The following is a 24104-nucleotide window of genomic DNA, read 5'->3' on the forward strand; positions in this document are numbered from 1 at the left end:
TTATCCCTCCTTTTTTCTAATTATCTATGTATTCATCTGGAACATCATCATAATATTCCACACCAGAAGTTTTATTTTTTTCTTCTTCAATATCATCTTCATTTACAAAAATTTCTTCTTTGTTTTCCTGCTCATATTCATTGACAATATTTTCTTCTGTTTCTTCGTCATCATCATCAATATATTCCTGTTTTGGTCTGTAAACTTTAAAATAGTAACCAGTGGTGACTGCAATTACAATGCCTACTATTGAAAATATCACTGTTCCTTTTTCATTTTGTGTATTTGACTGTTCTTTTTTAGCTGTTTCTTCTGCATTTTGTTCATTAACATCTATTCCAATACACTTTTTTAAATTGACACTACATAATTCACACTGTGTATTTACCATACCTACAGCACACTTTTGTGTACAATTACAAATAGTTTCTTTTTGTTCTGGAAGTGCTGTTTCTTTTGGTTTTTCTGCACTTGTCAATGAAAACAAATCTTGTTCTGTTACCTCATTTAAAAAGTAAACATTTTCACTTTCTCTTGCTCTATCTACAATCAAATAAAATATATTTTCATTGGGTGTGGATATTGTAAAAAACTCTTTTTCATTTTCTGTTTTGACATCATCTACTACAGTCGCATTTCCTTTGGGTGTAAATCCTCTGGGAGTAGTATCCGGCTTGTTTTCGCTGTCCATACTTGCTGATGCAGGAGTTGTTGTTTGTGTCTGTACCATAGCAATCGCCTGTATAGGTAAAAGCATTATAAAAATATACAAAAACATTACCGTAAAATATTTTATGCTATTCTTTTTCATCGCTAATGACCTCCTTTTTCATTTTCTCAATGATTGCCTTTATATTCATGTCTTGAATTGCTTTTAAAACATATTTCAATTCTTCCGGCTGCACTTTTATACTTCTGACTGCCTGCACGATTTCATCATTTTCAGCTTGTGTTTTTTGCTTTTCTAAATCTTCAAGCTGTATTTGTAATTCGAGCATTTTTTCTTTTAATTTTTCAATACTTTTTTTCAATTTTTCTGATTTCATCATGGAATTTTTCCTCCTTATATTTCAATTATTGTGCCTATTTTGTTCCTCAATTTGAATTATAATTTTCCCATTTCTGACCGCTGGCATAATAAATCATTCTGTTGTTTGCCCATCTCTGTAAATCTTTTGTGATTTTAGGTGCAGACTTTTTATTGTATATCATAATGTAAGGGCGATAACCTAGTTCCTGCACTACTTTCACTCTATATAAATCTTGTTCATGAGTGGTACTGAAGTTCGTTAATAGATAAATACCTGTTTTATATTCTGGAATATTTGATATTTTTTTATAAAGTTTTAAACCTTCTATAATGCTTTTTTCTTGTTTGATGTCGTCAAAAGCAAAATGTATTATTTTTACTTTTATTTTTGCTAATAGCTCTGCATTTTCCTCATTGATACATCTAGCGTCAAGTCCCTGTGTAAAATCTACATACGATTTACTGTCTATTAACTGCTGTAGAAGTTCTACATGGTCTTTGCAAGCTAATAAATTAGGGTCTAACAGTTTGATTGTCTTTTGTCCTCTCCAAAATTCCGATAAATCAGCTACTTTTATAGATTGTTTTTCTTCTTTTTGAGAAACAATACAAAAAGGGCAATCTCTTGGACAGCCCCTTGTTAAAAATCCATATGCTATATTTTTAGTTCGTTCTGGATACAAGCTATAATCTGGATAACAATGTTCTATTTCATAAGGCAATTTGTTTTCTAAATCATAACCTGTACCACCTTCTATCACTTTATCAGCATGGACAACTGTATTTTCTTCTGTAGTATATTCTTCCGTAAATACTTTACTTTTATATACAATGTCATACTGTTTTGAATGATGATACCATTCTACAATATCTCCTTTTGTCTTGTGATATGTCGATAATTTCATCAAACATAAATTAGGAAAGTGGTGACTATCTACATCTATCAATCCAATTTTCATTTTTTTATATCTCCTTATCATGAAAGTCTACCAAAACCATATAGATGTTTTTGCCAATAATTACTGTTGATATTTGCATAGGAAATCGGATCTCCGGCGTGCAACATTTGTCCGTTACCTACATAAATTCCAATATGACTTACGGGGTTTGCACTATCATAAGTACCTGTAAAAAATATTAAATCGCCAGGTTTTGCGTTTTCTGTAGAAACAGGGGTACATTGATTATAAATGCCTTGTGCGGTTGTTCGTGGTAAGTTGTGAACTCCCGATTGTGTATATACCCAACATATAAAACCACTACAATCAAATGAAGTATTGGGATTACTGCCTCCCCAAACATAAGGATAACCAAGATATTTTTCTGCTTCTGTAATCAGTGCTCCAAAACTGCCATCGCCCATAGCACTTCCTGGATATTCTGGTATCACAATACCGCCTTCTGTTCCAGGTAATGCACCTTTGCCATCATCGCCATTCTCTACAAAATACATAGGATTTAGGTATTGCCCATTATGAGTGACTTCTAAATGAAAAGTTTTATCACTTGTAAAAGCAATTTCTTCTCCTTTTTTTACTTCTTGCCCTACAGAAACATTACACATTGCCCAGCCAGCGTATTTACTTTGATATGCCTTACTATCTTCCATCACAATATAATTTCCTAACATCCTATCACTACTGATTTCTGAAATTACACCATCTTGTATTGCTAAAATGCTTGTGTTTTGTGGTATATCCAAGTCAATTCCTCTATGTAATTCTTTTTCCCCTTGTTCATTCAAACGATAGCCATATTGTCCTGAAACATAACTTAACCAAGAAAAAGAAAAGGGATTTCCAAAATTTTGACGATTTCCGTATGTTTCCATATAAACATCATATTTATATTTGCAATTACATTGGTTCATAAGTGGTATTGTGGTCTGTTCCATAGGTTTTACAGAAAGTGTTACTTCTAAAACGTGCCAGTCATAAGCATTGCCATCACTATCATAGCGAATTTCTGTTTTGGAAACAATCTGTAAATTGTATTGTTTATGAAATAAATTTTCTATATCTGTTTTGATTTCCTCAAATGTAAAAAAGTCATACATCGCTGACAAATACGCCATAAGTTTATAAGGATTGTGTCCAATTTCACCAATGTTGTAGCGATATTCGTCATAACCTGTATAAGTTTGTTCTATATGATTTATGGTATATTGTAAATTGGTTTCTAATTCTGTATAATATAAATCTGCTGCATTGATTTCTTCATCATTTGCTGTATAAGCTGCTGCAAATGTAGATGTTACTGCACCTGAAAACATAGCAGAACAAGAACCAAGTACAGAACTTGACAATATAAAAAGCACACCCATCACAGCAACAATACCGATAACTGTTTTGTGTGTGCCTGCAACATGAGAAATTGCTCTAACTACCTGTACAAAAACATCTTTTGCCGTTCTAATGGTTTCTTGATTTTGTTTTTGTCTTACCATTTGAGCATATTTCTTTTTGATATTGTGTTTTTGAAGCCATTTTTTATTTGTTTTATCTGGTTTTGATTTTTGGTTTTCAACAGAAAATTTTGTCATATGATATTTTGTATTTGTCTTTTGTAATCGTTTTTCCATTTTTGTTACAATACGATAAGGTTTGTTTTTTCTATTATAACTCCACTTTCTGTAGCCATTTTTTAATAAAAACTCTGCTCTTTGCTCATTTTTGTGAGCTGCTTCTACAGCAGTATTTTCTTTTTCTGTTTCTGATATTTTTTGATGTCCCTTGTACCATAAAGAGAGTGGGGGAGTAACAACAGCCTTTTTGACAGCACTTCTAAATGGTTTTTGTTCATATTGTGGTTTTGCCTCTTTTTCTATGTGAAATTTCATTTTTGTTGCTTTTGTCGCTTTTTTATTTGTGTTTGTTTTTTCATCAAAACTTTTTTCAAATTTGATTTTTGTTTTTTTAGGTAGCTTTTTTTCTACCTTTTCTAATTTCTGTTGTGCATTTTGTACTTTGTTCTCCAATTTTTCTAATTTTAATTTATCATTTGTAGAAATTTCTTTTTTTGTTTCTTTATTCAGTAAAATTTGTTTTTCATTAGTATATTGATTTTGTTCTTGTTTTTCAGTAGCATAATATTGTAATTTTTTTGCTTTTTGTTCTTCATTAGAGTTTTTATAAAAAGATTGATATTGTATTTTTTTATTTTTGCTAAAATCATTTTCTGATACTTCATTCAAATTTTGTTGTTCTTTTGTAGAAAACTGAATTTTTGTATTCTTTTGTGTTTTTTGTTGTTGCTTTTTATGCTCAAACTCTAAATGGTTTTTGTTTTGTTCCTTTTTAACAGTTTGAAATTCAGAATAGCTATTTTCCTGTTTTGCCTGTTGCAATGAAAAATCATTCTTTTTTATTCTTTCTGCTGATTTTCTTTGTTGTACTTTCTGTTTTTGCTTTTTCATACCATTCTTTTTTTCAGTATGAAAATTTTTATTTTCTGGTGTTTCTAATTCTTTTATGGGAACATCATGCAACTTTTCATTTTTATTTTTTGCAATTATTTTTTTTACAATTCTTTTTTTATAATCTGATTTTACATTGCTCTTTGCTGGTTGACATTGTTGTTCCTGTTGCTTTTCTTCATTTGATAACGACATATACAATGAATCATTATTTTCTAATTCTGAAAAATGTTGCTCATAAAGTGGAATATCGTTTTTGATTTCATTCTCTAACTGTGCTTTTTGAATCATTTTTCTTTGTTGTTTCTTTTTTAGTGAAGTAAGGCGAGCTGTACGCCCGCCTTGTTTTTCTTCTTTTATTTTTTCTGTATTTTGTTTTTTACTTTGTTTTTTATCTAATGAAAAATCAGAAACTTTATTGCTGATATTGTTCTGTTTTCCCGTTTCTTGATTGTTTTCTACTAAACCATTTTTGGTTATTTTCTGTGTCTTTTTGTCTTTTGCTTTTAGCTTTTGCCTTGCCATAACTTCACACCTTTCTGTCTTGTTGTGCCAAATCTTCTAATTTTGTGGTCATAATACTGTAAAGTTCAGTATCTTTTGGGAAATGGTCAACAAAAGGTATGATAACATTTCCATAAAAAATAAGCCCTTCTCCAGCATTGGTATTTGTCACATAAGAAAGTTGGTGAGGACTGATATTGAGCTGTTTTGCAAGTATTTGTCTATCGCCTTGTGCTTGATTGAGCATATAAATGAAATCTGAATTTTCAAATATATTAGCAATTTCCCTTGACGCTAATAAATCCTTAACATTTTGCGTTAAACCTGTCGGTATACCGCCCCATTTTCTAAATCTTTTCCATATCTCAACAGTATAAGCAGAAGTTTGTTCTTCTTTCAAAAGAAGGTGCATTTCATCAATGTAAAAGCGTGTAGATTTGTGTAAGGCTCTATTTTCTGTTACACGTCCCCAAACTTGGTCTTGCACTACTAACATTCCTATTTTTTTCAACTGTTTTCCTAATTCTTTTATGTCATAACAAACCAATCTGTTGCGAATATCTACATTTGTTCTATGATTAAATATGTTCAGTGAACCATTGACATAAATTTCGAGAGCTGTTGCCAAATGTTGTGCTTCTGGTTCTTTCTGCTCTCTCATACTGTTATACAAATCTCCCAATATAGGCATATTAGATTGTATTGGTTCAATCATATAATTTTGATAAATCATTCTCACACATCTATCAATAATTGTTTTTTCTACAGGTTGTAGCCCTTCTTTTCCTCCTACTATCAGCTCACAAAGAGAAAGTATAAAATCAGATTTCAATGATAAAGGGTTATCATCTTCACTATAATTCAAGTTAATATCCATAGGATTGATGTAATGGTTACTGGAAGGAGATATTTTTACCACTTGTCCACCTAATCTTGATACAAGAGGAAAATATTCGCTTTCTGGGTCAACTATAGCAATATCATCATTTGTCAATAAAAAAGCATTTGTAATTTCTCTTTTTGCTGAAAAACTTTTACCACTTCCTGGTGTTCCCAATATCAAGCCATTCGGATTTTTTAAACGTTTTCTGTCAGCCATAATCAGATTGTTTGATAAAGCATTTAAGCCATAATATAATGCTTCACCTTCTTGAAACAATTCTTGTGTAGTGAATGGCACAAATATTGCTGTACTGCTCGTTGTCAACACTCTTTGTATTTCAATTTGATTTTGTGCAAGTGGTAAACTACTCATTAACGCTCGTTCCTGCTGATAATCAAGTGGACGCAAAGAACAGTTATATTTTTGTGCAATCCCTTGTGCTTGCAATAAATCTGTAGACAGTTTTTGTTTGGTTTCTGCCGTGTTCATTACAAGTACTGTCACAAGAAACATTCTTTCATTTCTGTTTTGTAAATCTTCTAATAATGATTGAGCCTGTTCACCATATGTCACAATATCTGGTGATAATATATCCATGTCGTAACCGCTCATTACTGCTTTTTTCTGTTCTTCCAATTTCATTTTGTTGATGTCAGAAAGTTTTCTTTTTATTCTTTTAATCGCTACGGCTTGGTCAACGGATTGTATATGAATACTCACCACAATGTTACTGTCCAAATCTAAAAAATCCGCTAACATTCTGTCTGTCAGTTCTGAAGCAGTGATGTGAAAAAAAGATACTGTACCATAGTTTTTACCAATTTGAAATTTATTTTTGTATTGAAAGTTAAAACTGTCTGGTGCAATAAAATCTTTTGTAGTCATACCTGTTTCTACAATATCTTTCCAACTGAATATAAATTTTTGCTCATCTTGGGCATGAAACAAGCTATGTAATACATGAAGTCTTTCTTTGCCATTTAATGGTTGTGCTTTTACGCCTAATACTTTAAAATTAGAAAGAATATCTGCTTCTATTCTTTCCAGTCGTGGCTTTGCTGCTTTTAATGTTTCTGCTTCAATGCTGAATGTGATATATTTTGTTTTTATCAAACCATTGTTGCCTTTGGAAAGCTGATTTTTTAACATAGCAACATATTCTTTTCGTATGTTATTAAAATCGTCTTGTTGTTCAGGTATTTCAATGGATTTTTGATATTCTGAAATATCAATACTTTGATTTAAAAAAGAAAGCTGAAACTGTATAGAAGAATCAAAATAATTTAAAAAATCACAGTAGTTTTCAAATATCAGCGTTTTGTCCTCATTCTGTGCTAACTGATAGTTAATGTCATAAAACTGTATTGTTTTGCTGTATCTTCCATTTTCCAACTTACATATACCATCAGAAAATAATTCTTGATAGGGAATTGTTTGCTGAGCAGTTGTTGGTACTGGTTTTTTACGGAATATATCTAAAAAAGAAAAAGCACTATTCTTGTGTGTTTTGCTTTTTTCGTTTTTTAGTTCTCTTTTTATTCTTTTTTGTTTTTGTTTTATATTTTGTAATTTCATTTCTTGTCGTATTTGTTTTTTTGTTCTCATAAATTCCCTCCTTTGAAAGAACAGAATACAGATTATTTGTACTGTATGGACGGGTTCGAGGGTAAAGTATTTGCGAGCGAATGATATTCCATAGTATTTTTTCCATAGGCAAACCATCTTTTTCATACATGGCAATAAAGAAAAATGGTAACATTACCGCTACCATACACAATACTGCTGTTTCATTGCCTATTGCTTTTTTGGAACAAAAATATAACGGTATACCAATTACTGCGGCAATACTAAAACACGCTAATTGTCTTTTGGTTAAATTGAATGCTACTTTTGTTTTTACTTTGTCTAAATCTTTTGGTACAGATACAAAAGGCATAGTTATCTCGCTTCCTCTCTTTTGATATTATTTTTATATTGTGTTTTTTGTTCTACATTTTTTTGTTTTTGTTGTCTGTTTTTTTGTAACTGTTGTTGAATAGAAGGTTTTTTTATGTTCTGGAACGAGGGCGATACTGTTTCTTTTTCAAAACTAACGCTTTTATTTTCCAATTTTTGTATGTATTGTTTGATGTCCCCTCTTTGAGTAGCTTCTTTTTGTTTTTGTAATGTTTCCAATACTCTTTTTGTTGCTTCATAGTGTACCTCCTTGATTTGTCCATATTTCTGTTGTAACTGTGCTATATTTTGAAAATATTCCTCACTTGAAAACACTTCTTTATTCCCATTTTCAAATGTAACTGCAACACTTTCTAATAAAGAGCAGTTTTTTTGTCTGAATAGGCTTTGTGGCAGATAATTTATTTCATAAATATTTCCTTTTATTACATTGTCTTGCATTTCTTTTATTTCTACTGAAAAAGCAAGTACATCTGTGTTATTTTTGTAAAACATAAATTTGTTGTATTCAGGAGTATCTGCAATGAAAGAATTTCTTTCATTAAAACAATGCGTTCCTTTTTCTCTTGAAATCCATATCAAATTTTTGTCGTCAAGTGATGTACTTTCCTCTGCTTGTTTTAATATTTCTTTATCTACTAAAAAATCTGTTTGATAAAAAGCAGTATTTTTTTCTGCAATTTCCTGTAAAGATTTCATAATATCTACGTCATGAAATCCTTGTAAATAAAAATGACTCATCTATTTTCAATCCCTTTCTTTTTTTAATGAGCATTGAGTATTGATTTGGATACACTTCCTGTTTTGAAAAGAGAATAACATAACAAAACCGTATAGCCTGCACAAGTCCATATAGCTATATGTAGGTTTTCCGCTGTTGCTATGCTTTGCACCAAAACAGTGTATATTGCAACACATACCATAATAAAAAAGCCTTGTAATCCCAATGCTACAAGACCTTTTAAATAGTTGTTTCCCATACTTCCCCATTCTCTGTTTGTCATAGTAGAAAAGGGAATTGCTCCAATAGAACAATAAACATAAATTTCTATCATTCTTCCTAATAGTACAAGTGTAACACAAATAGAAACAGCATTCATTGTCAGTCCTACTAATGATGTTTCAATCAAAAGTAAAAATAGTTCTCCCACTTCCATACTTTCTAACTGTTCTGTTAAATCGCCTATGATGGTATTAAAATCTATTGCTGTATTACCATTGATAACACCAGCACTTTGATTAACTATATTTTGTGATAATTCAAATATTGCTATGACAATATCAAATGTATGAGTAACAATGTATGTTGCAACAAATGTTTTGAATATCCATTTGAATAACTGGAATGTGTCAAAGTCACCATGTAGATTGTTTTTTTCAATTATCATGCTGATTAACTCATAACACAAAACGAATGTTACTATCAATCCAGCAATAGGAATGATAACCGCTTCTGATAAATTTTGTATCATGGAAAAGACACCACTGTTCCATGACTGTGGTGTCTTACCGACTTCTGCTGCTATCTCTCCTACTTTTGAATTGACTTCGTCAAACATTCCAGTCAGATTTCCTGTAATACAGTCGATTAAAAACTCTTTTATCCATTGTTCAATCTGTTCCAGAATGTTCTGCATAAATTAACTCCTTTCTGTCATACATTAAATAAATTCGCAAGTAAAGGGATTAAATTCATACCAATTAACACAACCCCTCCACCTGCCATTAACTGTTTCATACCCTGTGATTTTGCTCCAGGATTGTCATTACCATATCCTTCCAGTAAGTTAATAATTCCCCATACGCCAAGCCCTGCACCTAACGCCATTACTAATACTTTCAATGTTTCGATTGCCTGTGTAAAAAATTCCATACTACTACCTCGCTTTCTGTCGCTTATGCGACTATTACATATTAAAAAGTTTTGTATATATAAAAAGACCACTGTCATTTGACAGTAGTCTTTTCTATACTACACGATATTTGTTTCATACACTTCAAATACATCATCTGATTTTACTTTTAATTGATGCTTGAGATACTTTTGTACATAAAATTTATTTTTTTCGTCATAGTCAGACAGTTTTTTATACTGTGGGTGTTTTGTAATATCATATTTATTGGAAAAGAAAGGGCGAACACCTTGTACTTGTAAAATACATTTTCCGCCGTCCATGACTGCAAGTTCATCTGTAGTCATCAATTCTTTTCCTAATTTTTGATAGTTTAAACCATAGCTTTTTTGATTGCTCCTTGTTTCACTTTCATTGCATATATCAATGGTTTCTTTTCCTAGTGTTTCAGAAATTTCTTTTAATGTACTTCTTTCTTTTCCTCCTAAAAACAGTACACAAGAACAGTTTCCTATAATAGTTTCAGCATGGTCTTTGTAGATTGCTTTGAGCTGGCTTTGTGTCTGCACAATAATATGTGCTGAAATTTCTCTACTTCTTATCACAGATATTAGATGTTGAAAGTTAGGGATTTTTTGGTTTGCGAACTCGTCCAACAAACAAGTTACATGAATAGGCAATGCACCACCATGCTCTAGTGCTTTATCACATAATGTATTAAACATTTGTGTGTACATCATAGCTGCTATAAAATTGAATGTGACATCTGTATCAGAAACAATAACAAACAGTGCTGTTTTTTCTTCTCCTAATTTATCAATTTCCAATTCATCTGTTGTCATTAAATTTCTAACTTCTTCCATATCAAAACAAGAAAGTCTAGCACCGCATGAAATCAATATTGATTTTGCTGTTTTTCCTGCTGCAAGTTTATATTTTTTGTATTGTCTTACTGCAAAATGGTGAGGATTTTTCTGTTCTAATGCTAAAAATAACATATCTACAGCATTTTGAAAGTTTTCGTCATCTTCTCTTACTTCTGACGCATTTAACATTTCTAAAAGTGTTGTCATGTTTTTTTCTTCTTCTGGTGCTTCATACCATATGTAAGCAATCAACGCTTGATAATATAATGCTTCAGCCTTCTGCCAAAAATCCTCACCACCTTTGGTATCCTCCCCTTTGGTGTTTTCCATAATACAATTCACTAATTTTAATATATCATTTTCACAGCGAATATATTGAAAAGAGTTATATTTCATAGATTGTTTAAAATCAATAGTGTTTAATATTTTTATTTTGTATCCGTTTTCTTCTAACATTTTACCACACTCTATTACTACTGTACCTTTTGGGTCTGTTATTACATATGATGAGTTCATTTGCATTAAATTTGGCTTAACGTGAAATCTAGTTTTGCCACTTCCTGAACCACCTATTACAAGTACATTTTTATTGATATTATATTTGGGTATTTTGTTTCTACCCATCATAATTCTTTCTGTTTGTGTTAATAAAATGTTGTTTTGAAATTTTGGGTCAATAAAAGGTTTGATGTCCTCAGAAGTTCCCCATCTTGCAGAACCATATTCTACACCTTTTCTATATTTTTTTGCATTTTTCCCTTTGAAATAGACAATACCTTTTATACTAATTGCACCACAAATACCAATGAGTATATCAAAAGGGTGCAGGCTAGGAAAAGGCTCACTTCCTAAGTTTGCTAAACCATTTAGAGAATCAATCACTTTTAAAAAAATATCTGTTTGATAGGAAAGCCTAAAATATTCTCCTAATCTGTTTGAAATCCAAAAAACAAAAGCATAAGGAAAATTTTTTTGTAATTGTTTTTTGAAATCTATTGTTTTAATATTAAATTTCAATCTTTTTCTCTTTTTATTTTGTTTTCTATTTTCATTTTTGTTTTGTTTCTTTTTCTTCAACATTTTTACTTTTGCTCATTACAGCTCATGTCCTCCTTTGTTTCTGTTTTTCACTTTATCTTTTGCCATAGTTTTAATTTTTTGTTGATATTGTACCATCTGTTTTAATATAGAAGGTTTTTTCTCTTTTGTCAGTGTTTTATTAGAAAACTCTTTTAATGCACACATTAATACATCAGCGTCCCTTGCCTTAAAAAATATAATATATTTGGGAGGCTGAGAAAAAGTATCTTTTTTGAGTGCATAATCTACACCATATTTCCTTGCTACAGATTCAAATGGTTTGATGTTTTTGTCTGTAATTTCAATATTTTGTATACTTGCATTTTGTTTTACAATATCTTTGATACTTTGTTTGCCATGTTTTACAGTTGATTTTTTAAAATATTGTTGTATTGCCCATTTCAGCATATCAGCAGTTATTTTTTCTCCTTTTTTACTCATGTTGATAACAAAAGCAATCGATTTCTCTCTTACTTCCTCCTGCATCTATCTATATCCTCCTTATAAGAAATTTGAGAAAGTCTTTTTTCACCAAACTGACAATATTTTTTATTCTGTTCTATCATAATATAGTTTCGTCCTAACTTTTTTGCAGCTGCCGCCGTAGTCATTGTTCCAGCAAAAGGGTCAAGTATGGTATCTCCTACACAAGAAGAAATTAAAATAATTCTTTCTAAAAGTTTTTGTGGTTTCTGTGTATTGTGCAACTTTTTTCCATTTTCCTCTTTGAGTCTTTCTTTTCCAGAACAGACTGAAAAATGCCATACAGTTCCCATTTGTTTACGAACACCATTTTTATAATCTTGTTCTTTTACGGTATCTGTATTCAATTCTTTTGCTACATGATAATGAAATGTAAATTTAGTATTTTTGTCTTTTACTGCCCATAATAAAGTTTCATGACTGTTGCAAAGTCGTGTTCCCATAAAATTAGGAGTAGGATTGTTTTTGTGCCACACAATATTATTAATCAAATAAAAGCCAACTTTCTGCATGATATAGCCTATGGTATAAATACATTGCATTCCGCCTATGACCCACATAGAGCCATTTGGTTTTAATATACGATAACAATCATTTAACCAATCAAAAGTAAATTTCTTATATTCTTCTAATGTTTCAAATTTGTCCCAATCGTCATTACAGCCTTGAAATACTGTTCCATTTGGGCGAAGTAGCTTTCCTGTTGTTCTCATATAATAAGGTGGGTCGGCAAATATCAAATCAATACTGTTTGATGGTATTGCTTTCATTTCATCAAGGCAATTTCCATTAATAATGATATTTTTATTCATAGTTTCACTCCTTGTTTTATTTGAATTTCTCTTTTAAATAGAAAAACGCCCAAGTATCACTTGGGCGTAAAGTCGTCAAATAATATAAAACTTGTTTTAAATCACTTTTAAACTACTTTATAAATTACCAACCTGTTTTTGGTAATGGTGTTTTTGGAGTATCTTGTTTCCATACGATTGTTGTCCAGCTTGTATTAGCAGACTCCCACTCATTACCATATCTTCCTCCGCAATCTGCTCTGTTTACGACTTTGTAGTCTTTTGGTATGGTTGGCATAACTTCACAAAATACTGTCATATTTTCTAATGACTGAAATCCTGGACTTGCTTTTGTAAACTCTAATCGTACATCTGTAACATATTCTCCTGCTGCTAAACCAAGTGCATTAGTGTGTAGACTATATTCATAACTGTTTTTAGTAAGTAAGTTTTCAGCTAATGTTCTGTAATCCTTGTAGTTTGTTTTGTATGTAATGTTGTAATACAATCTTTCAGAATAAGTACCTGTTACAATTTTAGTTACTCTTGCTGCATCTGTTGGTATTCTGTCATGAATATAGAAATTTTCCAGTACAGCAGAAGATTGATTTTTGATATTGTATAACTCGTAAGCAATGGTTTGTCCCGGTGAAATTTGATTAGCACCTTTTTTATCTATAGTTAGATTTAGGTCAATGCTACTGTCTAAAAACTCAAATTTTACAATATCGCCATTGTGTCTGATTTCTGCATACAATTCTTTGGTATTGACAGCATAATATCTTGGTGCAGATACTTCTTTAACCATATAAACACCTGTAGGTAATGGTTTGGAGGCTGCAACACCGTTTTCAGCAGATACCATTTTGTCCATTAAATTACCTGTCATGTTGTAGACTTCAAAACTTGCTCCTGCTAATGGGCTGCCTGCTGGCAATCCTGTTAAGGCATTATAATCAGCAGAACGTTTTGTAATGACGATTTGTCCTTTTTGTGGTGTATTTTCCCAAGTGATTTCTGTGGTTTGTCCTGCTTTGACATAAATTGTTCTTGGCACATCATCAGGTAAATAACCATCTGCTGGTTGGAGTTCTCTTAATTTATATTTGCCTTCTTCCAGTTCTCTATCTAACCAAACATAACCTTCATTATCACTTACAAACTGTCCAAGTGGATTATCATGTTCATCATAAAGTAAAAATGTAACACCATAAATACCTTCTTTTGTGACAGAATCAATTTTTCTTATGATAACAGAAGATAATGGATTGTTTATCACTTCTAATGTGGTTCTTTTTCCATATTTTATATTCACTTCTTTTGCTTCTGTATCCAACTCATAGCCTTTTACTGTTTCTGTTTCTTTGACTAAATATTTTCCTTCCTCCAATCCTTCTATAACAATCATACCACTTTTGTCTGTTTTGTAAGTGTCTATCTGTTCTCCATTGAATTTTGTTACTAAAAAGCTGACACCTGCTAATGGTTTTCCTGTATTTCCTGCCTTTTTATATATTACTAATGATGGATAAGGCTCATTCATTACTTCTAATATAGTAGGTTTTCCAGATTTGATTTCAACTGTTTTAGGCTCTTTATCAGAAATATAACCTTCTAATGCTTTTGTTTCTGTTACAGTATAATAACCATCTTCTAAATTTGTGACAGCAATCATACCTGTTGCGTCTGTTTTGTAACTGCCTACTTTTTCACCATTCATTTTAGCAATGGTAAATTCTACACCTTTTAATGGCTCTCTTGTTACAGAATCCAATTTTATAATTTTTAAACCAGAAAGTGGTTTGTTTGTAAATGTTACAAGTGTAGGTGTATTTGTTTTTATTTCAACCGTTTTTGGCGTTTCGTCTAATAGGTAACCATCTGGTGATTTCATTTCTGATATGGTGTAATAACCAGGTTGCAATGTTGGAATGTTTATAAAACCGTCTGTTTCTGTTTTGTATTCTCCTATCAATTCTCCATTGTGTTTTGTTATTTTAAATACTGCACCTGCTAATGGAGCATTGTTTTGTGCATCCACTTTTTTGATTTGTAATGCTGCTAATGGTTTATTTACAAATGTTACAACAGTAGGTGTATTTGTTTTCACTTCCACCGTTTTAGGCGTTTCATCTAACAAGTAACCGTTTGGTGATTTTATCTCTTTTACCACGTACCAATCTGGAGAAAGTTCAGAAATACTGATACTACCAGATTTATCAGTGGTATATTCTCCTATTTGTTCTCCATTTTGTTTTTCTACTACAAATTTTGCACCGCTTAATGGCTCACCTGTGGTGTCACTTACTTTTTTGATTTCTAATGCAGTTAATTTTTTGTTTGTAAAAGTAACAACAGTAGGTGTATTTGTTTTTACTTCCACCGTTTTAGGCGTTTCATCTAACAAGTAACCGTTTGGTGATTTTATCTCTTTTACCACGTACCAATCTGGAGAAAGCTCTGGAATATTAATACTACCAGCTTTATCCGTAGTATATTCTCCCATTTTTTCACCGTTTTGTCTTTCTACAATAAATTTAGCACCGCTCAAAGGTTTTCCAGAATTTTCATCCACTTTTTTAATTTGTAAAGCAGTTAATTTTTTGTTTGTAAAAGTAACAACAGTAGGAACATTTGTTTTTACTTCCACTGTTTTAGGAGTTTCATCTAACAAGTAACCATTTGGTGATTTTATCTCTTTTACCATGTACCAATCTGGAGAAAGTTCCGGAATATTAATACTACCAGCTTTATCAGTAGTATATTCTCCCATTTTTTCACCGTTTTGTCTTTCTATAATAAATTTCGCACCGCTCAAAGGTTCTCCAGAATTTTCATCCATCTTTTTAATTTGTAGAGCAGTTAATTTTTTATTGGTAAAAGTAACAACAGTAGGTACATTTGTTTTTACTTCCACTGTTTTAGGTGTTTCATCTAGCAAATAACCGTCTGGTGACAGTTTTTCTCTAATTACGTACCAATCAGGGGAAAGTGTTGCAATATTGATTGTGCCATCTTGGTCAGTAGTATATTCTCCTACGTGTTCTCCATTTTGCTTTTCTACATAAAATTTCGCACCACTCAAAGGTTGTCCTGATTTTTCATCTGTCTTTTTGATGATAAGCGATGTTAATTTTTGATTAGAAAACTCTACAGTGACTGTTTTACCTGTTTTGATTTCAAAATCTTTTACAGTATCATTTAATAAATAACCGTCTGGTGCTTTCACTTCTACAGCAGAGTACCATCCTGGCTGTAATTCATCTATTTGTATCATACCATTTTTATCAGTGATATATTCTCCTATGACGTTACCGCTTTTTTTAGAAATTTTAAATTTTGCACCAATTAAAGGCTCTTTATTTTCTGAATCAAATTTCTTGATGATGACAGAGGCTAAAGGCTTATTGAAAAATTCAAGTGTATACGTTTTACCATAGTCTATAGAAATGGTTTTAGATTGATTTTCTAATAAATAACCATCAGGTGATTTGATTTCTTCTACAATATAGCTACCTTTTGGTAAGTTAGGTATAGTAATTGTACCTGTTTCATCTGTTTTAAATATGCCGTTACCTTTGCCCACTACATCGCCTTTACTTGTAGTGACTTTAAATTCTGCATTTGCTAATGGCTTTTTGCTGTTGTAATCCATTTTTAATATTACCAAAGTGCTAACTGGCTGGTTTTTAAAACTGAGCTTGTATACTTTACCATCTGTACCAATATCAACGGTTTGTGGTGTAGTGTCTAATACATAATTTTGAGGGGCTTCCAGCTCTGTTACAATATAACTTCCCGGTTTTAAATTGGATACTAAAAACTCTCCGTTTTCATTTGTCAAAAATTCCCCATTGCTACTACCTGCTGCTGTTCCTGCACCAGTTGTCACTTTAAATCGAGCATTTGCAAGTGGTTTTACTGTGAGTGCGTCTGTTTTGGATACCAATAAACTGCCATAAGGATAATTGGCAAAGGTGACTTCCACAATAGAAGTACCATCTGCTTTTAACCATGCCTGTTGCTGGCTATTTTCAGAAAGTAGATAGTTTGTAGGTGGTTTTACTTCTTTAATGATATAGCCTCCAGGTTCTAAACCAGTAATCACAATAACACCTGAATTATCTGTAGTATATCTGCCTATAATTGTGCCAGAATTTCCAGAAATATCTTCTGTCACTTTTCGCACTTCAAATGCTGCACCATCAAGCAATTCAGAAGTATTTGCGTCTACTTTTTTAATGACAATGCTGTTTAAAGGATAATTGATAATTTCCTCACCTAAGTTGTAATCACTTCCTGATGTGATTTTGACATCTTTATTTGCTACATCATCTTTATTTACTGGTGGGGGAGTAGCATTATTTGAATTGTTTGCATTTGTTGGTGGGGGAGTAATAGTATTCTCATTTTGTTGTGTATTTTCTTCCTTATTTATTACAGTGTAAGCATTTTCACCTGGTGCAAGATATTTTCTTGTTATAATGTTAGATGGCTTACTAAATCCTTGTGCTGGGCGAATTTCTGTAATGATATACCAACCTGGTTCTACTTTAGGCAATATAATTTGACCATTTTTGTCTGTTCTGTATGTACCAAGTGTTGTAATACCGCCGTTTTGCCCTTCATACTCAATTTTATATGTTGTGTTTGGGATTGGTTTATATGTTAAAGCATTTGTTTTAGTAATAATGAGTGTTGGTTTTCTGGTATCTTCATACACAAGTGTTTTGTTTTTGCCCCATTCTAAAGCAATTTCCTTATGTTGTGGTTCTAAAATATAACCTTCTGGTGCAGTGATTTCTTCTACTGTATAGATACTTTCATCTAACTTTTCTATTGTTACTGTACCAGTTTTGTCTGTTATATATTCACTTACTGTTTTATCTTCTGTTTTTGTGACTTTGAATTTTGCCCCTGCTAATGGTTCTTTTGTTTTACTGTCTATTTTTTTGATAGTAAGAACAGGACGTTTTTTGTTTGTAAATACCACTTGTTTTGTTTTGCCCCATTCTAATTCTACATCTTTGTGCTGTTCTTCCAGCAAATAACCATCAGGAGCAACGATTTCTTCTATGGTATAGATTTCAGCATTGAGGTTTTCAATCAATATTTTACCAGTGTCATCTGTAATATATTCTGATGTAGTATTGCCTTTTGTGCTTGTGACTTTAAATTTTGCACCTACCCGATATATTTTAACTTTTTTTATTTTTATCTTTTGGTGCTAAAGAGTTCATTCCTCTAAAACTTTGTCTTTTGTTTCCTCTGACATTTTCATTTTTTGGATTATTTCCTCAAATGATGGATATTTACTTAATTTTATACCCCTATTTTTACAAATTTGTATAAGCATATCCATCATAACCATACGGAAATCGCCATATTCTTCGTTAAGTGCATAACCATGTATAGTAAATAAAACTAAAACGATATAGTCAAATTTATTTTCGTATAAAAGTTGTTCCAGTCGATAATATTCTGCTTTATCAATTTTTTTGTATACACCACAAATTGTAAGCCAATCAGTCATATTAGTTTCAGCCCATAGTTGAAGCCTCATACAATCTTTTTTTCTTTTTTGTGAAAATTTCATCAGAAAATATCAACACCTTTCTTTGCATAATAAAAAAACTTCATTACATGTCTTTGACACATAAAGCGTATATAGATATAATTAATTATGTATACCTATTTTTAAACGAAAATAAAATTTCTTATAGTATGTGCAAAGCATAATTACATTAACACCTAATATATGCGGTGCTATGTGATTATATTAACACCTATTGTATGCGGTGTCAACACTTTTTTAAAAAAATTAAGGAGGAATTATTTTTATGGTGAATATTGCGGATAAATTAAAGTATTTACGAAAAGAAAAACAACTTACGCAAAAAGAATTAGCTAATATTTGTAGTATTGAAGAAACTACAATACAAAGATTAGAATATGGTGGAAAGCCTAGTTTAGATACTGTAATAAAACTTGCAGATTATTTTGAAGTATCCGTTGATTATTTAATTGGTAGGGCGGATAATTAATAAATAGAAAAAAGATAACTATAAAATAGTATTTTGTTTTAGTTTAAAATCCTATAGTAGTACCCACTCTGACATATCAGAGTGGGTCACATACTTATAGCTATAAAATCTATATTATTGGAAATTATTTTTTCTACATAATAAGCACCAACCACTAAATCTGGTATAGAAATTTCTCCTTGTTCATTTGTTACATAATCCCCAATAATACCACCATCAGCGTCTGTCAATCGAAATACTGCACCAGAAAGTCCTTGTGTTGTACCTGCTTTGACTTTTACTATCTGTAAGCCTTTTCCTGGTTCTGGTATATCGGGTGTGTTTGGTGTGTCAGGTTGGTCTGGATTATCTGGCTCTTTGGGTTCATCTGGTGGGGGAGTTGTGCCATCTGCATAATAAGTCACTTTTCCAATGGAATCCCCATTATAAAATGGTATGGGTGCAACATAATAATCTTGTTTTTTACCACTGTGAGATATTCCAAACATAACAGCTTTATTTTCTAATTTCCCTTTTGCAATGACATTGAATGTACCTTTTTGTTCTCCATCATCTTTTTTAGGAATTAACACTTTTATTGCATTTGTGTCACCGCTGAATGTTTCTTGTTCTTCATTTTGCAAATTTGTTGCTTTTACACCTTCTGGCACATTTCCATCAAATACAATTTTAAAACTGTCTATTTTTACATTGGATTTGATTTCAAATTCCTGTGAATAGTAACTGCTATCAATACTATCCACTTCTGCTTTTTGTGTTTTGGGATTGACTGCAAGCCATGTAGCATATACAACATCATTTGCTTTGCCTTTTGCTACTAAATTTTTCATGGCTGCTTCTACAGGCTGATTGTGTGAGCCGTTTGCTTTCCAGTCATTTAAGTTGCTGTAATTGGCATGAACTGTTGCCCAAACTGCCATTTTTGTAGCGTAATAAGCCTGATATTCTGTGGAAAGTCCTAACTCTTGAGGTGTTTTATAAGGATAACCGTTTGTAATGACGCCCCATACATGAGGGTCGGTGTCCAGTTTATCCACATCTACGTCATAGCTTTTTGCTATTAAATCTTCTACACCTGGTCTGTTGGGATTGGCACAATACGCTGGATATTCGTTTCCATCTTCCGAACGATATACAATTATTGCTGGTGCAAAGTTATCTGCGTCAATCACACCTTTCCAAGTCAATAATTGCTGTCCTTTGCCTTCTTTAACATAAAGATGGACTTTGTTTAAAGCATTTTCTAGTGAAGTACCTGCAAATGCTTCTACAAATGAGGACAGCAAAAACAATAATGCTAAGCATAATGACAATAGCCTTTTTATGATACTGTTATTGAATTTTTCATTCATACTCCTATCTCCTCTCATAATATATTTTCTTGTTGTTCTATCAAAGGCAATATTTCTTGTTGTTTTAACAAGTCATATAAAAACAATCTGCCTTTTTGTGTCCATTTCGTGAGCATTTTGCTATCTTTTTTGCCATTAGACTATTCAAAACAAAATGTTTCAGAATGAATGTATCCTTTATCATTTTTCCTAATATTTGTTGTTGCTGTATTATTTTTAATTTCTCCATATATTTCACTCCTATCTTTTTTTATTTCAGGTTATCTTTTTTCTACTGCCTGTACACAAAGTCTTTGATTTGGTACATCTTCCACACAAGTTATTAGTGACAAACGGTTGTCATTGGTGTATTCTAATTTTGACCAATCCGTTTCAGATATTCTACTGATAGACTGCACTACATAGTTTCTTGTGCCAAGTATGGTAGTGTATGTGATTTCATCGCCTTCAGAAACATTTTTCAATTTCTGAAAATAACCGCTTGAACCTCTGTTGTGTCCCACAAAGCCAGCATTGCCATTCCATGTAGAAGTAGAAGAAATATGTCCAATACCTTTTTTCATTGCTGCATAAGTATCACCATCATATGCTGTTACAGTCAATTTAACCGATGGTATTTTTAAAACTCCTATACTACCGTCTGACTTTCTGACTTGTTCTATTGTGGTAAGGGGGTATTGCAGTTTTTGTTCTTCATTATTGGCATAATATACAACATTGTTTGTATTTCCATTTGGCAAATTTGTTGATGTGGAAGGGTAAAAATTACCTGTTATATTATTTTGATTGTTTTGCTGTGTTACTCCTTGTGTTTTTGCTGTATTCGCTAAATTTGTTGTACTGCCTGCTTGCTGTGTACCTTGTGTTGCACCTGTTAAAAAAACATTCGGACTTTGTGTAAATTTTCCCGATGGTGCATTTGCTGGTGCATATGTTGTTACATTCGGTTTTTGTTCTGATGGTGTAATAATTGTTGCACCATATTCAGAGTCATGTCTTTTTTGTGGTGCTAAATCGTATATGTCCAGTAAATAGTCTGGTACAGCTCCATCAAAATGAATGTGACTTTCTCCAGTAATATAAAATTCTTCTTTGTTTTCTGTTTTGAATTGATAATCTAAATCACTTGTTACTGCAAAAGCATTGATATTGCAACAAGTACAAAAGTTTACTGTCATCAAAAACAACAAAGGAATTTTGATGTATCTATTCCTCATGTTCTGTCCCTCCTATCTCCAGCATAAAGCAATACGGCTGTCCATATTCGCTAATACTGTTTGGAATTATCATTTGTTCTTTTGTTTCATCATGCAATGTAATGGATATTGTTTTATCATAGAGTTTTTTTGCTGTATATTTATCTATGACAAAATAGAAAAAGGGGCTTTGTATTCGTTCATGTAATGGATTGAGGTCTATTATAAAATCACTTTTATTCATTTTCTGGTATCCAATACAAATATATTCTTCGTCTTGTAAGTTATATATTTTCACTCCTCTCTGTGATTTTTTATAAAATAACAAAACCATACCACTAGAAAACAAAACACCTATGAAAGCACCAAGTATTATTTTTATCAAAATGGAATTGTTTTGTTTGATTTCTTTGACTTCTGGTTTTTCTTCCTGTTTTTGCTTTTTGATTTCCTCCTCTGCTTGTTTTTCTGCTCTTTCCATAATGGTGCTGTTTTCTTTGATAGGTGTACCAACATAGGTCAATGTATATGTAATTGTGGTTGGTTCTGGTTTTGACACTGTTCCTGTATATATCGCTGTTGTGACATAGCTAGAAGGTACTTTATCGCTTATGGTTTTGGAATAAGTTGCAGTTGCTTTGTACTCTGTGGGTACAAGGGTATCTCCTGATAATCCCGTTCCCATCACAGCCCAGTTGACATCAGTTAATTGCAATGTTTGTCCCTCTTTTTCCGCTGTTTGAGGAATATAAGAATTATCTGTCGCCATAAGCTCTGTATATTCTTTTACTGTAGATAGTGTTGTATTTTGGGTTTTGTATGCTGCTACTTCTGTTGCAATGCTGTCCTGTTTCAATGACAAAACACCTGTAAAATCTTCTTTGTTGTACTCTATTGTTTGGGGTAGTCGGTTTAATATGCCTTGTTTGTTATCTGTTGCGGTTTCTATGGCAATACTTTCTGATAATTCTTTTGTCTGTTTGTTTTCATTCACTTTTTTATCTGTTTTATGATAAGCAAACAAATAGCCATCTTTTTTATAACCATTTTCTACTAATGCAGATGGGTCGAAATCTTCCGCAACTTCATAAACCTTTGTTAAAAAAATACTGCCCTCTATTTGTTTTTGGTCTGAAGAAATCAAAAAGGGAATACTTTCTGTTTGCTCTGCAAATGTTGTTTTTATAGGACAACTCATTGTCAAAAGCAACAGTAACAAAAATAGTTTCTTTTTCATGTTGTCACACTCCTTTCTTTCCTTTTTTTCAACAAAAAAAGACAGCAAACAATGTTGCTGTCCTTTTTATTTTATCCATACATCTTATGATTGACTTCTGCAAAAGAATAGGCTTCCATCGTTTCATAAGCGTTGTATAGTGTGGAAATATAATATGCTCTTATGTTATGTATTTTGCTTTTGGTATTTTCTAAACAGTTCACTATATACTCTATGTGTTCTGAATCTAATTTTAAAAATCTCTCTTTTACCATTTGCTGCGGAATTTCCTCTCCGCCAATTCGTATTGTGCTTTTATGACTGGTAATCACACTCACCATAATGTCTACAATGTTGTTAACTAAATTCATACGAAATCTTATACTTGGTTTTTGTTTTAAGAAATCATATTCAATATTTCTGAGTATAGTAGCTCTGCACATTTGTTCCTCTAAGCCTTTGTCAGTAAAATGATTTTGTTGTTCTTTCTGTTTCTCTTGTGCTAACTCCCTTTCTAAATTGAGTAAGCATTTTGGATAAGAATAGGGTATTTCCTCTAATTCTTTGTCAATATTACATTCCTGTTTTTCTTTTTCTTCTTCTTTGTCAATATTACATTCCTGTTTTTCTTTTTCTTCTTCTTTTTTCTCTGTATTAAAATAAAAAATATTATCTATCTCATCTATCTTATCTGTTTGTTGTTCTGACTGCTTCTCTTTACTAGATAGATAAGATGGATAAGATGGATTATGTTTATTATTATTTATAAAAACAGTTTCATTTGTTTTTTTAGTATCATTAAAACCAGTATCACTAAAATCAGTATCATTAATCAAAGGAGTATTAATACTTTGTGATTTTGGAAAATCCTGTGTTGCAGAAATCACATTTCTGGAATTGTCTTTTTCATTATTTTGGTGTTGTGATTGCCATAAACTTTCCTCATTTGGCGGTTTTTGTACTGAAAAATCATCAGATTTTTGCATTTTTTCTTCTATTTCTTCTGCCTTTTTTGCTCCATCGTTCTCATTTTTATGAAAACCTAAAAAATTTTTGACATAAATAAAGTTTGGCTTGCCTAAACCGTTTCTTTTTCTCTCAATTAAGCCGATTTCTTCTAAATCTTTGAGTATTTTGTTTGCTTTTTGCTCTCTGCAATGCAAAAAATTCATAATTTTATCAATGGTAAACACAATATAAACTCTTTTTTGTTCATCAAGCCATTTGTTTTTAAGTGATAATCCCATTCTATCCAACATAATACCATACAAAACCTTTGCTTCTATGGATAATTCTGAAAATTTATCATCTGTAAAAAGCAATTTTGGTATTCTGTAAAATATAAATTGCTCTGATTCTTGCCCATAATAATAATCGAATGATAATGTACTCATTTTTAACGCTCCTTTCGCTGTTTTACTTTCAAAAATACAAA

19 protein-coding genes are annotated in these 24104 nt (G+C 31.7%); 1 reads left to right on the plus strand and 18 read right to left on the minus strand.

Annotated elements, in window-relative coordinates; translation table 11 throughout:
* Nucleotides 1-16: 16 nt before the first annotated feature.
* From C820_RS06200 to C820_RS06265, 14 genes are all read right to left on the minus strand, one after another.
* Nucleotides 17-811: a DUF4366 domain-containing protein gene (locus C820_RS06200; RefSeq protein WP_004039092.1), complete on the minus strand. Its 795-nt coding sequence runs from the start codon at nt 809-811 to the stop codon at nt 17-19.
* Nucleotides 798-1049, minus strand: a complete 252-nt coding sequence (locus tag C820_RS06205; RefSeq protein WP_004039090.1) for a DUF4315 family protein — start codon at nt 1047-1049, stop codon at nt 798-800. Before C820_RS06205 ends, C820_RS06200 begins: the two co-directional genes overlap by 14 nt.
* Nucleotides 1050-1095: 46 nt before the next feature.
* A complete protein-coding gene (locus C820_RS06210; RefSeq protein WP_004039088.1) occupies nt 1096-1989 on the minus strand; it encodes a radical SAM protein in 894 nt (297 codons plus the stop codon).
* A 17-nt stretch (nt 1990-2006) separates the two neighbouring features.
* Nucleotides 2007-4970 carry a CD1108 family mobile element protein gene (locus C820_RS06215; protein WP_004039086.1) on the minus strand — a complete coding sequence of 988 codons (2964 nt, stop codon included), beginning with the start codon at nt 4968-4970 and terminating at the stop codon, nt 2007-2009.
* Between the two features lie 4 nt (nt 4971-4974).
* Complete coding sequence (locus C820_RS06220) at nt 4975-7437, minus strand: VirB4-like conjugal transfer ATPase, CD1110 family (protein ID WP_004039084.1); 2463 nt, start codon at nt 7435-7437, stop codon at nt 4975-4977.
* Complete coding sequence (locus tag C820_RS06225; RefSeq protein WP_035297146.1) at nt 7325-7768, minus strand: PrgI family protein; 444 nt, start codon at nt 7766-7768, stop codon at nt 7325-7327. Before C820_RS06225 ends, C820_RS06220 begins: the two co-directional genes overlap by 113 nt.
* A 2-nt stretch (nt 7769-7770) precedes the next feature.
* Nucleotides 7771-8529 carry a DUF1708 domain-containing protein gene (locus tag C820_RS06230; RefSeq protein WP_004039079.1) on the minus strand — a complete coding sequence of 253 codons (759 nt, stop codon included), beginning with the start codon at nt 8527-8529 and terminating at the stop codon, nt 7771-7773.
* A gap of 23 nt (nt 8530-8552) precedes the next feature.
* Nucleotides 8553-9425: a VirB6/TrbL-like conjugal transfer protein, CD1112 family gene (locus tag C820_RS06235; RefSeq protein WP_004039077.1), complete on the minus strand. Its 873-nt coding sequence runs from the start codon at nt 9423-9425 to the stop codon at nt 8553-8555.
* Between the two features lie 17 nt (nt 9426-9442).
* Nucleotides 9443-9661: a Maff2 family mobile element protein gene (locus C820_RS06240; RefSeq protein WP_004039075.1), complete on the minus strand. Its 219-nt coding sequence runs from the start codon at nt 9659-9661 to the stop codon at nt 9443-9445.
* A gap of 99 nt (nt 9662-9760) precedes the next feature.
* Nucleotides 9761-11512, minus strand: coding sequence for a VirD4-like conjugal transfer protein, CD1115 family (locus tag C820_RS06245; protein WP_180313417.1), 1752 nt, complete (start codon nt 11510-11512; stop codon nt 9761-9763).
* A gap of 90 nt (nt 11513-11602) precedes the next feature.
* Entirely contained in the window at nt 11603-12073 is a 471-nt protein-coding gene (locus tag C820_RS06250) for a PcfB family protein (protein WP_004039067.1), read from the minus strand.
* Entirely contained in the window at nt 12058-12882 is an 825-nt protein-coding gene (locus C820_RS06255; protein ID WP_004039065.1) for a DNA-methyltransferase, read from the minus strand. Before C820_RS06255 ends, C820_RS06250 begins: the two co-directional genes overlap by 16 nt.
* A gap of 124 nt (nt 12883-13006) precedes the next feature.
* A complete protein-coding gene (locus C820_RS06260; RefSeq protein WP_353477520.1) occupies nt 13007-18079 on the minus strand; it encodes a SpaA isopeptide-forming pilin-related protein in 5073 nt (1690 codons plus the stop codon).
* An 18-nt stretch (nt 18080-18097) separates the two neighbouring features.
* Nucleotides 18098-18457, minus strand: coding sequence for a hypothetical protein (locus C820_RS06265; protein WP_004039057.1), 360 nt, complete (start codon nt 18455-18457; stop codon nt 18098-18100).
* A gap of 244 nt (nt 18458-18701) precedes the next feature.
* Between C820_RS06265 and C820_RS06270 the strand changes: the two genes are divergently transcribed.
* Nucleotides 18702-18905: a helix-turn-helix domain-containing protein gene (locus tag C820_RS06270; protein WP_004039055.1), complete on the plus strand. Its 204-nt coding sequence runs from the start codon at nt 18702-18704 to the stop codon at nt 18903-18905.
* Between the two features lie 86 nt (nt 18906-18991).
* Here the strand turns inward: C820_RS06270 and C820_RS06275 are convergent, their stop codons facing one another.
* The 4 genes from C820_RS06275 to C820_RS06295 form a co-directional block, all read right to left on the minus strand.
* Entirely contained in the window at nt 18992-20257 is a 1266-nt protein-coding gene (locus C820_RS06275) for a Cys-Gln thioester bond-forming surface protein (RefSeq protein WP_004039054.1), read from the minus strand.
* Nucleotides 20258-20517: 260 nt separating this feature from the next.
* A complete protein-coding gene (locus tag C820_RS06285) occupies nt 20518-21474 on the minus strand; it encodes a class D sortase (protein ID WP_004039046.1) in 957 nt (318 codons plus the stop codon).
* A complete protein-coding gene (locus C820_RS06290; RefSeq protein WP_004039045.1) occupies nt 21464-22690 on the minus strand; it encodes a hypothetical protein in 1227 nt (408 codons plus the stop codon). Before C820_RS06290 ends, C820_RS06285 begins: the two co-directional genes overlap by 11 nt.
* 71 nt (nt 22691-22761) lie before the next feature.
* Nucleotides 22762-24063 (minus strand): replication initiator protein A, encoded by a 1302-nt coding sequence (locus C820_RS06295; RefSeq protein WP_004039044.1) that lies wholly within the window; start codon nt 24061-24063, stop codon nt 22762-22764.
* Between the last annotated feature and the right edge of the window lie 41 nt (nt 24064-24104).

The organism is Clostridium sp. MD294 (assembly GCF_000364165.2).
GTDB lineage: Bacteria > Bacillota > Clostridia > Lachnospirales > Anaerotignaceae > Coprocola.

Excerpts from the sequence above, each read along its gene's own strand:
- C820_RS06265 (WP_004039057.1), bottom strand. The coding sequence starts at position 18,457 with ATGAAATTTTCACAAAAAAGAAAAAAAGATTGTATGAGGCTTCAACTA.
- C820_RS06225 (WP_035297146.1), bottom strand. The coding sequence starts at position 7,768 with ATGCCTTTTGTATCTGTACCAAAAGATTTAGACAAAGTAAAAACAAAA.
- C820_RS06290 (WP_004039045.1), bottom strand. The coding sequence starts at position 22,690 with ATGAAAAAGAAACTATTTTTGTTACTGTTGCTTTTGACAATGAGTTGT.
- C820_RS06220 (WP_004039084.1), bottom strand. The coding sequence starts at position 7,437 with ATGAGAACAAAAAAACAAATACGACAAGAAATGAAATTACAAAATATA.
- C820_RS06240 (WP_004039075.1), bottom strand. The coding sequence starts at position 9,661 with ATGGAATTTTTTACACAGGCAATCGAAACATTGAAAGTATTAGTAATG.
- C820_RS06285 (WP_004039046.1), bottom strand. The coding sequence starts at position 21,474 with ATGAGGAATAGATACATCAAAATTCCTTTGTTGTTTTTGATGACAGTA.
- C820_RS06200 (WP_004039092.1), bottom strand. The coding sequence starts at position 811 with ATGAAAAAGAATAGCATAAAATATTTTACGGTAATGTTTTTGTATATT.
- C820_RS06250 (WP_004039067.1), bottom strand. The coding sequence starts at position 12,073 with ATGCAGGAGGAAGTAAGAGAGAAATCGATTGCTTTTGTTATCAACATG.
- C820_RS06205 (WP_004039090.1), bottom strand. The coding sequence starts at position 1,049 with ATGATGAAATCAGAAAAATTGAAAAAAAGTATTGAAAAATTAAAAGAA.
- C820_RS06215 (WP_004039086.1), bottom strand. The coding sequence starts at position 4,970 with ATGGCAAGGCAAAAGCTAAAAGCAAAAGACAAAAAGACACAGAAAATA.
- C820_RS06270 (WP_004039055.1), top strand. The coding sequence starts at position 18,702 with ATGGTGAATATTGCGGATAAATTAAAGTATTTACGAAAAGAAAAACAA.
- C820_RS06255 (WP_004039065.1), bottom strand. The coding sequence starts at position 12,882 with ATGAATAAAAATATCATTATTAATGGAAATTGCCTTGATGAAATGAAA.
- C820_RS06210 (WP_004039088.1), bottom strand. The coding sequence starts at position 1,989 with ATGAAAATTGGATTGATAGATGTAGATAGTCACCACTTTCCTAATTTA.
- C820_RS06235 (WP_004039077.1), bottom strand. The coding sequence starts at position 9,425 with ATGCAGAACATTCTGGAACAGATTGAACAATGGATAAAAGAGTTTTTA.
- C820_RS06295 (WP_004039044.1), bottom strand. The coding sequence starts at position 24,063 with ATGAGTACATTATCATTCGATTATTATTATGGGCAAGAATCAGAGCAA.
- C820_RS06275 (WP_004039054.1), bottom strand. The coding sequence starts at position 20,257 with ATGAATGAAAAATTCAATAACAGTATCATAAAAAGGCTATTGTCATTA.
- C820_RS06230 (WP_004039079.1), bottom strand. The coding sequence starts at position 8,529 with ATGAGTCATTTTTATTTACAAGGATTTCATGACGTAGATATTATGAAA.